Genomic DNA, 16,090 nt, shown 5'->3' with positions numbered 1-16,090 from the left:
GGAGGAAGTACGCTCGCTTATAAATGGAACAATCCTTGATCGTCATACCCTTAGTCACGCACCAAAAAAACGACATGCAAGTAAAAAAGGCTACGACAATTGTCGCAGCCTTTTTTTATTTATTGTTCAATTTTAGCAATTGTTTCAAATAATGGACTCACAGGTTTGTTCTCATGAATCCGTTTAATTGCCTCACCCATCAAGTTCCCAACACTAATTTCGTAGATTTTTTCAATTCGACGATCTTCAGGTAAGTTGATTGAGTCTGTCACAACTAAACGTTCAATTGCTGAATCTTGGATACGTTGTAGGGCAGGTCCAGATAATACAGGATGCGTACATGAAGCATAGACTGCTTTTGCACCAGCTTCTTTTAAAGCATTTGCCGCTAAGGTAATGGTTCCAGCTGTATCGATCATATCATCAATCAAGACGCATGTTTTTCCTTCCACATGTCCGATAATATTCATTACTTCTGCAACGTTCGCTTTCGGACGACGCTTATCGATAATGGCAATCGGTGTTTTTAGAAATTGCGCTAATTTACGCGCACGAGTAACACCACCGTGGTCTGGCGAAACAACGACAACATCATCGCCTGCGATGCCATTTTCTAAGAAATAGTTAGCAATTAACGGGGCTCCCATTAAATGATCGACTGGAATGTCAAAGAATCCTTGGATTTGAGCCGCATGTAAATCGAGTGTGACCATACGATCTGCTCCGGCTTTTTCAATCATATTTGCCACTAATTTGGCTGTGATTGGCTCACGTGAACGTGCTTTACGGTCTTGACGCGCGTAACCATAATAAGGCATTACGACGTTAATTGTTTTGGCACTTGCCCGCTTTAATGCATCAATCATAATTAATAATTCCATTAAATTATCATTGACTGGGCTACTGGTTGATTGAATAATATACACGTGTGCTCCACGAATACTTTCTTCAATATTCACTTGAATTTCGCCATCGCTAAATTGTTTAACGGTGCACTCTCCTAATTCGACGCCAACTGCTGCCGCAATTTTTTCTGCTAACGGACGATTTGAGTTTAACGCGAAAATCTTTAATCTTGGATCGAAATAATGATTTGACATGAGAACCTCCACTTTCTTTTCCCTTCCACTAAAAAAAATGACTACTACTTATGTGTTTTGAATCATCTTCAACATAAATAGTAGTCATTTTATTCTAATAAATCAAGTAATATTACTGGAAATATGGTAATTTCTTAGCAAATTCTTTTTTGTTGACTTGATTCGCTCGGGCAATTCCCATCGCATACTCAGGAACATCTTTGGTAATCGTCGAACCTGCCGCAATAAAAGTGTGTTCCGCGATTTTCAAAGGTGCCACCAGGTTGGCATTGGAACCAATAAAACTGCGGTCGCCAACTGTCGTACGGAATTTATCCTTGCCGTCATAGTTCACAAAGACCACGCCACAGCCGACATTAATGTCTTTTCCTAGCGTTGCATCCCCAATATAAGTTAAATGACCGACTTTCGTTTCCGCACCAATTGTAGCATTTTTAATTTCTACATAGTTCCCAATATGGGCTTTTTCACCAATTTCAGTTTGCGGACGTAGATGTGCATAAGGACCAACATCTGCCGCTTGATGAACCACACTCGCTTCAACCACTGAAGCCTTAATAACCACTTGGTCTCCAAGTTGACTATCGACAATCTGAGAGCCGTTTGTAATGACACAATCTTCACCAATCACGGTATTCCCCTTAATCGTCACATTGCCTTCAATCACCGTGTCACTACCAATAACGACCGCAGAATCAATAAATGTCGTTGCTGGGTCAATCAAGGAAACACCATTTAACATGTGTTGATGATTGATTCGCTCACGCATGATTTGATTCGCATAAGCTAAAGCAACGCGATCGTTCACTCCTAACGATTCATTAAAATCATCGGTTTGATAAGCCGCTACACTATGCCCTTGGCTCTTTAAAATCTCAATAATATCAGTTAAATAGTATTCACCTTGCGCATTGTCCGTATTTAAATTGGCCAAAGCCGAAAAAAGCAATTCATTATCAAAACAGTAGGTTCCTGTATTGATTTCTTTCACTCGTGCTTCTTCAATAGTTGCATCTTTTTGTTCGACAATCCGATCGACAATGCCAACATGGTCACGAATAATTCGACCATAACCGGTTGGATCTTCTGCTTGAGCGGTTAAAATTGTTGCAGAAGCATTTTTCCCTTGGTGATACTCAAACAAGTGATTGAGCGTTTGGCTCGTCAATAAGGGTGTATCGCCACTAATGACAAGCGTTGTGCCTTTTTTTCCTTCTAAGAATTTCGCCGCTTGCATGACCGCATGCCCCGTGCCTAATTGTGCTTCTTGCAAGGCATAGACGCAACGTTCACCTAGTTGTTCTTTGACTTTATCTGCGCCATGCCCAACGATGGCCACCGTCTCCGCTGGATGTGTCGCTGTCACTTTCTGTAAAATGTGTTCGACCATTGGTTGTCCACAAACAGGATGTAAGACTTTATATAACTTTGACTTCATCCGTGTTCCTTTGCCAGCAGCCAAAATAATTGCGTAACGTGTTTCCACGAGAACCACTCCATTTCCTCTATTTGCTTTTTTTAGTGTAGCCTATGTTTCATTCATTTTCAATCATAGATTCAATTGTAATTTTTCCGGCTACTCTATTTATTTAGAAAAAACGAGCAATTTCAAGCCTGCCTGCCGCAAGTGAATCCGAGGCATGAATCACATTTTCCGTATGGCTCAAACCATAGCAACCACGAATGGAACCACTGTCTGCCTCCAATGGATTGGTCGCCCCAACCATCTGACGCACGACTTGAACGGCATCTGGACCCACTAAAACAAATTGCACAACGGGACCAGACATCATGTATTCGAGCAACTCTGGGAAAAAGGAACGCGCCACCAGATGCTCATAATGCCTTTCTAGTTGCGCTTTCGAAAGCGTTGTCATTTTCAAATCAAGCAATTGTAATCCTTTTTCTTCAAATCGTTGAAGAATTTTTCCAACTAACTGACGACGTACACCATCTGGCTTAATCATAACAAAAGTTTTCTCCATACAAATTCCCCCATCCAAAATGCTTGAAGCCCGTCAGTAAAACCCTTTCATTAAAAAGTCTGCAGGTTTTCTAATGCGGATTTTTGACTCCTTCATTTAAAAAAGAAGTTGCGGCACTTGGCACACAACTTCTTTTCATTATATTATGCTTTAGCTACATCGTCAAAGTAATTTCCTGGTACGACTTTGATCGTTTTCGTTTGGGTATCAACAGATTCCACAAAAAGCAAGGAGTTATAATCAGCGATTGCGCGCTTCCCTTTAAAGTTTCCTTCTGCTAAAACGGTCACTCCAACCAATTCCGCCTCAAATTCTTCAATTAGACTTTGCATTCCGTTAATGGTACCGCCGCCTTTCATGAAATCGTCGACCACTAAGACGCGTGAACCACGTTTTAAGCTACGTTTCGATAATTCCATCTTTTCAATGCGTTCAGACGACCCTGAAACATAATTCACACTAACCGTTGATCCTTCCGTGATTTTTGAATCACGACGCACGATCACAAACGGCACGTTTAAGTAATACGAAACTGCCTGTGCGATGGGTACACCTTTTGTTGCAACGGTCATAACGGCGTCAATTTCTTTTCCGATGTATTTTGAAGCAATAATTCGGCCAATTTGACGCAACAAACTGGGATCTCCAAGTAAATCTGACAAATACACATAGCCTCCTGGTAATAGGCGGTCTTGCTCCGATAAGCGTTCAGCTAATTCGGCAATATAGGCTCTCGCATCTGCCTCTAACATCATTGGTGTAAAAATCACGCCTCCTGCAGCACCTGGAATCGTATTTAATTCTCCCGTTCCTCTTGATTGAAACGTCTTTTTAACAATCGCTAAATCTTCACTAATAGACGACTTAGCCGATGCGTAACGGTTGGCAAAATAAGTTAACGAAATTAATTTATGGGGATTGTCCAATAAGTAATGGGTCATATCAATTAATCGTTCACTACGACGAATTTTCACAAAATTCAACTCCTCTATGTTTTCTTCTTGTCTATTATATCGTTTTTCTTTCTTTTTTTCGAGTATTTTCCCTACTTTTTAAAAATATTGTTCGTAATTACTGAACAACAAGAAGAATCAACTTGAAAACCTTCGTTTTTCAAGTTGATTCTTCCTTTAGGCTCTTTTTTTTCGTCGATAAAAAGAAAGGCCACGTCTAAAAAGATTCGTCAATAAAAATAAAAGAATAAAAATTAACGTAATGGTTGCACCCGGAGGCGTATCTAGATAAAAGGAGGTCGTTAACCCACTTAACATCCCAATCAACCCCGTCGCAACACTTAGCAATAACACCAAATGAAAACTTTTACCTAAACGCATACTAATCGCAGCTGGTAAAACCATGATTGCTGAAATTAACAACGCGCCTGCAATTGGAATCATCACCGCAATCGCTACACCAGTTAAAACATTAAATACAATCGACATCGTGCGGACTGGCAAGCCATCCACGTGAGCAGTTTCTTCATCAAAGGTTAGGACATACATAGGACGTTTAAATAAAAGCAAAGCCAATAAGGTCACGAAAAATAATCCTGCAAGCAAATATACCTGACCTTGAGTAATGGTCACGATGGAACCAAATAAATAGGCTTGCATGCTCATCGCTGAAGATCCTTCACTTAATTTCATTAAAATTAAAGCAAGGGCCAAGCCACCTGACATTAAGATGGCAATCGAAATTTCAGAATAACTTTTATAAACACTCCGTAAATATTCTAAAATAATTGCCGCAACGATAACAATCAACATCGTCGTAACCGTTGGATTTAACTGTAAGAAAAAACCTAAAGCCACGCCTGCCAATGAGACGTGCGAAAGGGTATCCGCCATTAAAGATTGGCGACGAATGACTAAGAAGACACCGAGAATGGGTGCAATACCGGCAATTAAAATGGCTGCCATAAAGGCTCTTCTCATGAACTCATATGAAAGCAACGCCATGGGGTATCCTCCTTTCGTACAAGACGAATTTGTCGATCGGCAAACTCTTTTATATCTTCATGATCGTGTGTAATCATCAAAATTGCCTTGTGGTGTTGATGTGCACTGTGGCGTAGTAATCGATAAAATTCACGTCGAGATTGTTCATCCATCCCCGTCGTTGGTTCATCTAAGACGAGCAAATCTGGGTCTGAAGCAAACATTCGCGCTAGGCTAATCCGTTGTTTTTGACCACCAGACAATTCACCAATCCGCTTATGACGCATTTCCCACATCCCCACCGATTCAAGCGCCTTTTTCACATGTTCTTGGTCACGATGTGTTAATTTTTTAAACCAACGATCACGAGGATAGCGCCCGGAGCGTACAAGTTCCAAGACTGTACTTGGAAATCCTGCATTAAAAGAAGCAATTTGTTGTGGTATATAGCCAATGCTCAAGCGCTCGCCTTGTCCATTTTTTTTGGCTAAAGTAATTTCACCCTTAGCTGGTTTTAATAAACCGAGTGTTGAACGAACCAAAGTTGACTTGGCCGCCCCATTTTCCCCTGTTAAAATGACAAATTCACCTTCGTCGACGTGGTAGTTCACATCCATCAATACGGGTTCTTCGTCATAATAAAATGTCAATTGTTTGACGTCAATGTAACGCATGATTTTCCTCCTAACGAATACTTCGTTGCAATGCAATGAGGTTTTCTTCCATCAAAGAAAGATAGCTCACATCAGCGGTCAGCTGCTCTTTCGTTAAACTTTCAATCACTGAGAGTTCAGCCAGTTCCACTCCAGTTTCTTTTGCGAGTGTCTGTGCCACTTTACCTGACGCATTTTCTTCAAAGTAAATCACTTGAATCTGATTGTCTATGACATACGCTTTTAGTTCCGCTAAACGGCGGGGAGAAGGTTCTTCTTCTGCTGAAAGTCCTGCAATCGCTTCTTGCGTTAAGTGATAGCGTTTCGCCAAGTAAGCAAATGCACCGTGTTGTGTGACAAAGGATCGGTTTTTGGCTGTTTGAAAAGCTGCTTGATACGCTTGATCCAGTGCTTGTAACTGATCTATATATGCTTGACTTTGTGCAAGAAAGGTCGCTGCATGTTCCGGGTAACGTGCGCTAAGTGCGGTTTGAATTTGCTCCACTTGTGCCATGGCTAATACTGGATCCAACCAAACATGCGGGTCTTGACTGTGTTGATGGTCTGAGTCTACATGACCATGCCCATCTTCCTCGTCAACCGGTAGCAATTCAATCGCTTGGCTCGCCTCGATAACTGTTGTTTGTTCTAAATCCAATTGAGGCGTCACATTTGACATCCAGGTTTCAAAAACATCACTATTATAAACAATTGCATCGGCTTCACTCATCTTTGCAAGATCTTTCGCACTGGGCTCATAATCATGCGGTTCTGTACCCGCCGGAATTAACCACTCCACGTCACCTACGTCGCCAACGACCGCTTTTGTAAATTCGTACATCGGATAAAAAGTGGCAAGTACTTGAATTTTTCCGGCTTCTTTTTGTTTGACTTGTCCACAACTCGCCAAAAAGAAGAGGCTTAACCCAAGACTCAACCAAATGATTTTCTTTTTCATTTTGGTCCTCGTTTTCTTTCTTATTCGTAAATCGGAATGATTCCGATTACCACGTGAAAACTAATTTACCAAAAAAAGAAAAATTCGTCAAGAAAAAAAGAATGCTTTTTCTTGCTTCGCATTCTTTCTTTTCTTCACGGGAAGATTATTTGAGTGTTCGGACTAAATATACTTCGTCACAAAAACCTTTTAAGCCGTTATAAATTCGTTGCGCGCGCGAATGCTGTTTGCATAGGGCAAAGACCGTTGGCCCGCTCCCACTCATCAAAGCGATATCTGCACCATACTTCATCATGCGATCTTTGATTTGTTGAACGACCGGATATTTAGGGATGGTTACGCCTTCTAAACTATTGCCCATATAACGTAACATCTCTTCATAATCTTGCGCAAGAATCGCTTGCGATAAACGAGTCATATCGGGATGGGTTAAAGCCTCCACCTCTTTTACTTGTTGGAAAATTTTGCGCGTAGACACACTAATTCTTGGTTTAACCAAAACCACCCAACATTGGGGCATTGGCACTAACGGCTGAACAATTTCTCCTTTACCAGTAATAAAGGCGGTCGTTCCGTGGAGACAATAGGGGACATCCGTTCCTATTTCAACCCCAATGGTGATCAATTCCTCCATTGAAAGGTTCAGGTTCCACAAGCGATTCATCCCACGTAAAGCAGCAGCACAATCCGAACTACCGCCACCTAAGCCCGCTGCCACAGGAATTTTTTTCTCAATGACGATTTTCAATCCTTGAGTAATACCATACCGTTCCTTTAAAATTGCAGCCGCTTGATAAACATTATTACGTTTATCAATGGGAAGAAAAGCTTTATTGGTTTCGATTAAAATTTTATCTTCTGGAATTTCTTCCAATGTTAAGCGATCGGCTAAATCGACACTAGACATCACCATTTCGAGTTGATGATAGCCATCACTTTCCCGTTTGTATAAAACATCTAGACCTAAGTTGATTTTCGCTGGTGCCTTTTCTATAATCTCCATTTCATCACCTATCACTTCAAATCATTTGGTTCATTCTATCATAGTAGAAAAAAACTGTATAGTTCCTTCAATTATGGGAATTCTTAATATGGTCGAAAAGAGAACAGAAAAAAAGGGCTTGCCTCACTGCACATCGCCCTTTTTTCTATACAAATCTATTGGAATCTCCTTTGTGCCCTCGACGAATACACCAGTCTGTGTATCGAGGGCTCCTTGGGTGGGATAGCCATTTCACTCATGCCTTAATTTTGATATACAAAAACCTCGCCAATTGGCTGCTGCGCTTGAACATCCCCTGCCTTAGTCAAAATTAGATGGTCCATTTTTTCGCTATTTGTCATGGCCACAATGATATCCGTTGCCTTTCCAGCAGCGAGGACTTTTGCTAAATCCATTTCTGCAAGCAAGGTTTCGGGGGTAACTTCTTGACCGACTGTTACCTGAACATTAAAAGGGCCACCTTTTAAATCAACGGTATCTAGACCCATATGAACTAAAATTTCAGCACCACTCGGAGTCAGTAGTCCAATGGCATGTTTCGTTTCAAAAATACTCAACACTTTTCCCTTAACCGGAGCATAGACGGCCCCTGTCGTTGGTCGAAGTGCAAAACCATCACCCATTATTTTTTGTGAGAAGACTGGATCTGCGACCTCCTCAATCGGCACAACACTGCCATTACTTGGTGCAAATAACAGTTCTTTACGAATTTCTTTTTCTGTACTTATGGCCATTTCTTCGACAGTCTTCTCAGGAACAACCACGCCAGCAGTCGTTGCAACTGCCATTTCACCTAAATCATTTTTATTAAAAATCCCTTGCTTTTGGAAAATAATCGTTAGGATAAACGGAATCGCTACGGCAATCGCCATTGCAACAATAAAGGCAATCCAACCGCCGCCTTCTTTTGGATTAATTGCTAAAATTCCTGGTAAGCCACCGACACCAATTGAATTGGCGCGCACCCCCATTAAGTTACTAAACATACTCGCAAAACCAGAGCCAATCATTGCGGCCACAAACGGATAAACGTACTTTAAGTTAATCCCAAACATTGCTGGCTCGGTAACGCCTAAATACGCTGAAATCATCGAAGGGATGGAAACTTGCTCTTCTTTTGTATTGCCACGGTGTAACAAAATCACAGCAAGTACTGCGGAACCTTGAGCAATATTCGATAAAGCAATCATTGGCCAGAGGTTCGTTGTCCCATAAGTAGCACTTAATTGAATATCAATGGCATTCGTCATATGGTGCAAACCAGTAATCACAAGTGGCGAATACAACATTCCAAAAATAAAACTAAATAACCAACTTACAGAAGACGTTAATCCTGCGTTTACAACAGTTGAAATGAGATCGCCTAACCACCAACCAATCGGTCCTAAAACTGCGTGAGCAACAATAATGGTCGGTAATAAAGAAAAGAGTGGTACAAAAATCATCGAAACCGCTTCTGGTATCCGCTTTCTAAAATAAATTTCTAAATAAGCAAGTAAGAAACCGGCCAGCATTGCCGGGATAACCTGTGCTTGGTAACCGATTTTGTCGAGTTGGAACAAACCAAAATCCCAAAATGGAATATCGCCAGCAGCGGTACCACCCACCGCATACGCATTCAGTAATTGTGGTGAAACAAGGGTCAGACCTAAAACAATCCCTAAAATTTGCGTTGTCCCCATCTTACGCGTGATACTCCAAGTAATCCCTACAGGGAGAAAGTGGAAAATGGCTTCTCCTGGCAACCATAGAAATTCATTAACCCCATGCCAAAAGACGGAACGAGATACAATCGTTGCTCCACCAAAATCAATTTCACCTAAAATATTTCGAAAACCTAGAATAAGTCCTCCTACAATAATGGCTGGAATAATCGGAGTAAAAATTTCTGCTAAAACAGCGATTGCTCGTTGTAAGGGATTTTGATTTTGTTTAGCTAAAACTTTCCCTTGTTCTTTCGAGACACCTTCGATACCTGAAAATGCTGTGAATTCATTGTAAAAAGTTGAAACATCATTGCCGATAATCACTTGAAATTGACCCGCATTGGTAAACATCCCCTTTACGCTCGCCAAATCCTCGATGGCCTTTTCATCAGCCTTTGATGGATCGTTTAAAACAAAGCGCATACGCGTGGCACAATGGGTGACTGCTGCAATGTTATCCTTACCACCAACATATGCTAATAACCGTTCCACATCTGCTTGGTATTTTCCCATGTTCTTCTCCTCCTTAATTGTATATACATGTTTGCTACATTTTCATCATAAACGCTTTCTTAATTTTTTGCAAGCGTTTTATTTCAAGGGATAACTTTACTTGTCTTTTTATGTTTTTTCACTTACTATACATGTATAGACAAGTTAAAGGAGAGGATAAAATGACGCTGATGCTACTCACCCCTACACAGACTCATTGGCAGATTCGCTTAACAGACGGGACAAAAAAGGCATTCGAGATTGATGCGATTGATTCGCTCGTTGCTTGGCTTGAAAGCCAACAATTAGCTGGAGGATGTTTGACTGAAAAAATCACTTTTGAAAAAGAGGAAAACATTTTTTTACTTGACCAATATTTAACGGAAACACTCAATCGCCCCTTTATCATTGGTACAGCAGCCGACTGGGAGAAAAAAAGTCAAGAAATTCCTTGGAAACTCACCTATGAAGGCTATCTCCCGGGAAAAGATGAATATGCGATTGAATCGTTATTAACCGTTGGAAATGGTTTTTTAGGTGTCCGAGGAACGACGCCAGAAATGGAAATTGGAGACGACCATTATCCTGGAACGTATAGCGCAAGCCTGTACAATACAGCGGAATCAAAAATTAGTGGCGAAATCGTAACCAATGAAGACTTGGTCAATTTACCCAACTTACAAACAATGACGCTTTTCGTCGACGGTGAAAAAATCACGATGACGAAAAAACAAGTAGTTGAGCTGACACGCACACTTGATTTACGAACCGGTCTTTTTCAAAGTTGGGCGACTGTCCAACTCAAGTCAGGCAAGCAACTAGCACTTCATACGCAGCGTTTTGTCAGTATGAAGGAGGTCAATCAAGTTCATCTACGTTATACGATTACTCCCTTAAATTTTTCGGGTGATATTCAAGTTCTTTCTGAAATGACAAGTGAAGTATACAACTACAATGTGGCACGTTACCGGGCATTAACGAATCGACACTTAGATCTCTTAATGCTTGATACAAAGCAAAACGCTTTTGCCTTAACGACGCGAACCAAGGCATCAAAAATTACCATTCAACAACAAGGTGTGTTACGAAGTCCGACGCTTTCGCTCGACAACTTAAAAATCAACCAAACAGCGACTGCCATCCAACAACGGCTGCCACTTACAGTTGAACAAAACCAGAGTTACTCCTTTGAAAAAGTTGTGGAGATTACTCAATATCGAGAGGAAACCACCATACCACCTTTTACTTGGAAAACAGACTACCCTTCATTCGAGACGGCCTATCAGGCTTCTGTGAAAGAATGGAAAAAATTATGGCATCAAGCAGGCATTCGTATTCAAGGAGACCTCATGTCGCAGAAACTGTTAAACCTGCATACCTATCACTTGCTTGTCTCTGCCTCCCCTAATGGCAATCGAGGACTCGACGCCAGTGTCACGGCACGTGGACTCCATGGAGAAGCTTATCGTGGTCATATTTTTTGGGACGAACTCTTCATTCTTCCCTTTTATCTGGCTCATTTTCCTGAAACAGCCAGAGAATTGCTCCTTTATCGTTATCGCCGGCTACCACAAGCCAAGCGCAATGCCCGAGCAGCAGGCTATGCAGGTGCCATGTTTCCTTGGCAATCTGGTCTCGATGGTTCCGAACAATCACAAAAAATCCATCTCAATCCGGTAAGCGGCCAATGGAAAGCGGACCACAGTCAGTTGCAACGTCACGTCTCTTTAGCGATTGCTTACAATGTTTGGCAATATTGGCAACAAACCCAAGATTTAGCATTTATGAATGACTACGGCTTGGAAATGCTCCTTGAAATTGCTCATTTTTGGCAAAGCGCGGCAACTTATCGCCCAGCAGATGGACGCTATTCGATTGAAGGTGTCATGGGGCCAGACGAGTTCCATGAAAACGACCCGAATCAGACAACGGGCGGCCTCAAAGATAACGCTTATACCAATATGATGGTCGTTTGGCTCTTTGAAGCAATTGCGAATTTGCAAACAACTTTCGATTCCCAAAGTTTTCAAACGATTTTGACTAAAATAAAAGTCCCAGAAACCTTCCTTCAAGACATTGGCCAAATGAAACACCAATTGTATTTAGAAATAAATGACGAGGGGATCATTGCACAGCATGCGGGTTATTTTTCTTTAAAAGAATTAGATTGGGCTGCTTACCGGGAAAAATATGGCAATATTTATCGAATGGATCGAATTTTAAATGCTGAGGGACTAAATGCAGACGATTATCAAGTTGCAAAACAGGCAGATACGCTGATGATTTTCTATAATTTTGCCAAAGAGCAAGTCGATCAAATTTTGTATGATTTGAATTACCCTATGCCAGAAAACTACGTCGAGAAAAATCTTAACTACTACTTGGCACGAACCACTCACGGCTCAACTCTTTCACGCATCGTTCATGCCCAGCTAGCGGCCATAGTTGGAAAAGAAGAACTGGCTTGGCAGCTCTATCAAGAAGCCCTCTATTCAGACTATCGTGACATCCAAGGTGGAACAACAGCGGAAGGCATTCATGCCGGCGTAATGGCTGCGACTTTGGCAACGACTTTCAGTACTTTTGCTGGCTTAGACTTACGGCAAGAAAAGCCTATCTTTCGCCCCCACTTACCGAAACTTTGGGAAGAGCTGACTTTTTCATTTACTTGGCGAAAAATTGATTTTCATGTGCATGTTACTTCAACAATGTTAAGCATCACAAGTAGTCAAGATTGTTCTTGTCGCGTTTTCCAACAAGAAATCAGCCTCCAACAAAACGTTACAACAACCATCACCTATGAAGGGGAAGCGATTCGATGAAAAAGGGATTTATTTTTGATTTAGATGGCGTCATTACGGATACTGCGATTTTTCATTATCAAGCCTGGAAAGAAATTGCCCACTCGATTGGTATTGAAATTGATTTAACTTTTAATGAGCAATTAAAAGGCATTAGTCGAATGGATTCTTTGGAACGAATTTTAGCTTATGGTGGGATGGAGAAAGCCTTTACCACCGAAGAAAAAGTAGCCCTAGCACACAAAAAAAACACGAACTACGTTGCTCGGTTGCAATCCCTTGGACCAAATGATTTATTCGCTGGAGTCCAACCTTTTTTAGCAAAAGCGCACGCGCATAATATTCCTTGCGCCATCGCCTCCGCTTCGAAAAATGCACCCTTTATTTTAGAAAAACTTCAAGTCATAAATGATTTTCAAGTGATTGTCGACCCATCCACATTGAAAAAAGGAAAACCTGACCCTGAAATTTTCTTAAAGGCAGCAGAATTATTACAAATTGCGCCTGAAGAAGCAATTGGCTTTGAAGACGCACAAGCCGGTATCACGAGCATCAAGGCCGCGGGAATGTATGCAATTGGTGTGCAGTCTAGCGAACCGCTCTTGGGAGCCGATCAACTCGTTCAGCGCTTAGATGAGCTGACAATCGACGAACTCTTAGCGCTATAGTCATTTGCATTCTCTTTTCTCCCTCTGATATAATCAACATGCCAGGAAGGGGACCTCAAATGAATAAATTTAAAGAAATTTTTTTAGACCTTGAACAAAAGATTTTGACCAAAAAATACCCACCTCATACTTTATTGCCTAGCGAAAAACAATTAATCGAAATTTATGGCGTTTCACGAGAGACGATTCGTAAAGCCTTAAATTTATTAAAAAATGCCGGTTATATCCAAAAAAAACAAGGGAAAGGCTCCATTGTTTTAGACATTAATCGCTTTGACTTGCCTATTTCCGGCTTGACTAGCTTTAAAGAACTCCAAGATACGCAAAAAATTGCAAACAAAACGACTGTCGTTACACTTGAGAAAACACAAGTTTCTCAAAAGTTACATGAACAAACGGAGTGGCCACTTGAGGCGGAAGTATGGCACTTGGTTCGCCAACGAGAGATTGATGGCGAAGTGGTGATTTTGGATACCGATTTTCTATTGACTAGCATTATACCTGAGTTGCCGAAAAAGGAAGCCGAACAGTCCATCTACCGTTACTTTGAGGAGATACTTGGACTTGAAATTGCCTATGCACAAAAGGAAATCGTGGTCGAACCTGTGACACCAGAGGTTCGAGAACAAATGGATTTGCTACCAAACGATACGCACGTCGTCGTCATTCGAAGCCTAGTTTCTTTAGCTGATACTCGTTGCTTTGAATATACCGAATCCATCCATCGCTTAGACAAATTTCGATTTGTCGATTTTGCTCGACGAAAAAAAGTATAAGCATGCGTTAAAAAAAGAGCTACGACAAAAATGTCGCAGCTCTTTTTGACTGGTTTATTTCGCGTAATCCGTTGCTCGTGTTTCACGAATTACTGTTACTTTAATATTTCCAGGATAATCAAGTTCATCTTCGATTTTTTTACGGATATCGCGAACTAAGCGAACCGCATCCAAATCAGTAATTTCAGTTGGTTTCACCATTACTCGTACTTCTCGACCGGCTTGAACTGCAAAACTGTAATCGACACCAGCAAAACTATTCGAGATACTCTCTAAGTTTTGAAGTCGTTTGATATAGTTTTCCAAGGATTCACTCCGAGCACCTGGTCTAGCAGCAGACAATGCATCCGCAGCCGCAACTAAAACAGAGATGATAGAAGTTGCTTCTGTATCTCCGTGGTGAGAAGCGATCGCATTAATGACTGTTTTATTTTCCTTGTACTTCGCAGCTAGCTCTGCACCGATTTGAACATGTGATCCTTCCACTTCATGGTCAAGCGCTTTTCCAATATCGTGCAATAAACCTGCTCGTTTCGCGAGCGCAACGTCTTCACCTAACTCTGCAGCTAAGACACCTGTTAATTTCGCCACTTCGATTGAATGTTTTAATACGTTTTGGCCATAACTTGTTCGGAAACGTAAACGACCAATGATTTTAATTAAATCTGGATGTAGCGTATGCGCGCCAACTTCAAAGGCTGCTTGTTCACCATATTCACGAATGCGTTCGTCCATTTCTTTTCGTGATTTTTCAACCATCTCTTCAATCCGCGCAGGATGGATTCGACCATCTTGAATCAATTTTTCTAACGTCATTCGAGCAATTTCACGACGAATAGGGTCAAAACCAGATAAAACGACTGCTTCTGGTGTATCGTCAATAATGAGGTCAATTCCGGTTAAGGTTTCTAATGTCCGGATGTTTCTTCCTTCTCGTCCGATAATGCGCCCTTTCATCTCATCGTTTGGTAAGGTAACGACTGATACCGTCGTCTCTGAAACTTGATCGGCGGCACTACGTTGAATCGCGAGCGAAAGTAAGTTTTTCGCTTTTCGATCAGCTTCTTCTTTTGCTTTTTGCTCGGATTCTTTCACCATTAATGTGAGTTCATGGCTAAGTTCTTTTTCTGTTTCTTGCATAATTATTTCTTTTGCTTCTTCTTTTGATAACGCGGCGATTTTGGCCAGTTCGCCTTTTTGTTCTTCAATGAGTGCTTCGACTTGCTTTTCTCGCTCTTCAATTAATTGTTGCTGGTCACTCAATTTTGTTTCTTTACTACCAAGTGATTGTTCACGTTTATCTAAAGAATCATCTTTACGATCAAGTAATTGTTCTTTTTGTAATAAGCGATTTTCTTGTGATTTTAATTCTAGTCTGCTTTCTTTCAACTCGCTTTCAATTTCTGAACGGTACTTCTGATTTTCTTCTTTAGCTTCTAGTAACGCTTCTTTTTTTAAGGTTTCTGCATCTCGTTCGGCGGTCACGACAATTGCTTCTGCTGTCTTATTCGCAACTAATAACTCTTGTTCCCGACGCGCTTTTTCTTTGTTCGCGTACATTAACCCTAAGCCAAGACCGACAACTAAACCGATGATAGCGAGGAGAATGTTGATTATCATTGATGAATCACCTCCATACTATCTTTTTTATTTTTAAACTTCTTGTAGTTTTTTGATAAAAACCAAAATCAATCAATTATCAAGATGCCTACTTGCATCTGTGTATCGAATACACAATTTTATTCTAATGTTTATCCTAGGAAGTGTCAACTTAAAAAAGCTGATTCTTCTTGGATACGTCTCGTTTCTCCTCTTTTTTTCGTTAAGGATTGTACACTTTGAAAAGGTTTTCTTTTGATTTGCTGGCAGCAACCTTCTTTTGAAAAGCAATGATCCTTCACTTTGAGTGATAAAAAAAAGACTGGAACAAAAGTCCAGTCTTTTGGTTTGATATACTTGCGAGTACTCAATGAGGTTTACCACCTGTTCTTCGTAAACAAACAGCCCGGCA

Annotated in this window: 13 protein-coding genes; 3 read left to right on the top strand and 10 right to left on the bottom strand. The window is 41.0% G+C overall.

Features of this window, described 5'->3' with window-relative positions; translation table 11 throughout:
- Positions 1-119 precede the first annotated feature (119 nt).
- The 9 genes from ACYSNO_RS09200 to treP all read right to left on the bottom strand — a co-directional run bounded on the left by ACYSNO_RS09200 (position 120) and on the right by treP (position 9,855).
- Positions 120-1,100 carry a ribose-phosphate diphosphokinase gene (locus ACYSNO_RS09200; RefSeq protein WP_461730784.1) on the bottom strand — a complete coding sequence of 327 codons (981 nt, stop codon included), beginning with the start codon at positions 1,098-1,100 and terminating at the stop codon, positions 120-122.
- Positions 1,101-1,212: 112 nt separating this feature from the next.
- A complete protein-coding gene (gene glmU, locus ACYSNO_RS09195) occupies positions 1,213-2,586 on the bottom strand; it encodes a bifunctional UDP-N-acetylglucosamine diphosphorylase/glucosamine-1-phosphate N-acetyltransferase GlmU (RefSeq protein WP_461730783.1) in 1,374 nt (457 codons plus the stop codon).
- A 103-nt stretch (positions 2,587-2,689) separates the two neighbouring features.
- Positions 2,690-3,085 carry a nucleoside-diphosphate kinase gene (gene ndk / locus ACYSNO_RS09190; RefSeq protein WP_461730782.1) on the bottom strand — a complete coding sequence of 132 codons (396 nt, stop codon included), beginning with the start codon at positions 3,083-3,085 and terminating at the stop codon, positions 2,690-2,692.
- A 143-nt stretch (positions 3,086-3,228) separates the two neighbouring features.
- The gene (gene purR, locus ACYSNO_RS09185; RefSeq protein ID WP_461730781.1) at positions 3,229-4,059 is read right to left on the bottom strand and encodes a pur operon repressor; all 831 of its coding nucleotides are present in this window, start codon (positions 4,057-4,059) and stop codon (positions 3,229-3,231) included.
- A 156-nt stretch (positions 4,060-4,215) separates the two neighbouring features.
- Positions 4,216-5,043, bottom strand: coding sequence for a metal ABC transporter permease (locus ACYSNO_RS09180; protein ID WP_461730780.1), 828 nt, complete (start codon positions 5,041-5,043; stop codon positions 4,216-4,218).
- Positions 5,016-5,696, bottom strand: coding sequence for a metal ABC transporter ATP-binding protein (locus ACYSNO_RS09175; protein ID WP_461730779.1), 681 nt, complete (start codon positions 5,694-5,696; stop codon positions 5,016-5,018). Before ACYSNO_RS09175 ends, ACYSNO_RS09180 begins: the two co-directional genes overlap by 28 nt.
- A gap of 10 nt (positions 5,697-5,706) precedes the next feature.
- Positions 5,707-6,633, bottom strand: coding sequence for a metal ABC transporter substrate-binding protein (locus tag ACYSNO_RS09170; RefSeq protein ID WP_461730778.1), 927 nt, complete (start codon positions 6,631-6,633; stop codon positions 5,707-5,709).
- Positions 6,634-6,778: 145 nt separating this feature from the next.
- Positions 6,779-7,636, bottom strand: coding sequence for a 4-(cytidine 5'-diphospho)-2-C-methyl-D-erythritol kinase (gene ispE / locus ACYSNO_RS09165; RefSeq protein ID WP_461730777.1), 858 nt, complete (start codon positions 7,634-7,636; stop codon positions 6,779-6,781).
- Positions 7,637-7,878: 242 nt separating this feature from the next.
- A complete protein-coding gene (gene treP / locus ACYSNO_RS09160; RefSeq protein ID WP_461730776.1) occupies positions 7,879-9,855 on the bottom strand; it encodes a PTS system trehalose-specific EIIBC component in 1,977 nt (658 codons plus the stop codon).
- A gap of 131 nt (positions 9,856-9,986) precedes the next feature.
- Here treP and ACYSNO_RS09155 point away from each other — a divergent pair, with 131 nt between their 5' ends.
- The 3 genes from ACYSNO_RS09155 to treR are packed head-to-tail and all read left to right on the top strand — an operon-like array spanning position 9,987 to position 14,079.
- Positions 9,987-12,656, top strand: a complete 2,670-nt coding sequence (locus tag ACYSNO_RS09155) for a glycoside hydrolase family 65 protein (RefSeq protein ID WP_461730810.1) — start codon at positions 9,987-9,989, stop codon at positions 12,654-12,656.
- A complete protein-coding gene (gene pgmB, locus ACYSNO_RS09150; protein WP_461730775.1) occupies positions 12,653-13,303 on the top strand; it encodes a beta-phosphoglucomutase in 651 nt (216 codons plus the stop codon). Before ACYSNO_RS09155 ends, pgmB begins: the two co-directional genes overlap by 4 nt.
- A 59-nt stretch (positions 13,304-13,362) precedes the next feature.
- Positions 13,363-14,079, top strand: a complete 717-nt coding sequence (gene treR / locus ACYSNO_RS09145) for a trehalose operon repressor (protein ID WP_461730774.1) — start codon at positions 13,363-13,365, stop codon at positions 14,077-14,079.
- A 54-nt stretch (positions 14,080-14,133) separates the two neighbouring features.
- Here the strand turns inward: treR and rny are convergent, their stop codons facing one another.
- Complete coding sequence (gene rny / locus ACYSNO_RS09140; RefSeq protein ID WP_461730773.1) at positions 14,134-15,699, bottom strand: ribonuclease Y; 1,566 nt, start codon at positions 15,697-15,699, stop codon at positions 14,134-14,136.
- Between the last annotated feature and the right edge of the window lie 391 nt (positions 15,700-16,090).

The organism is Enterococcus sp. LJL98 (assembly GCF_054871745.1).
This window is presented reverse-complemented; position numbering and strand designations above follow the sequence as displayed.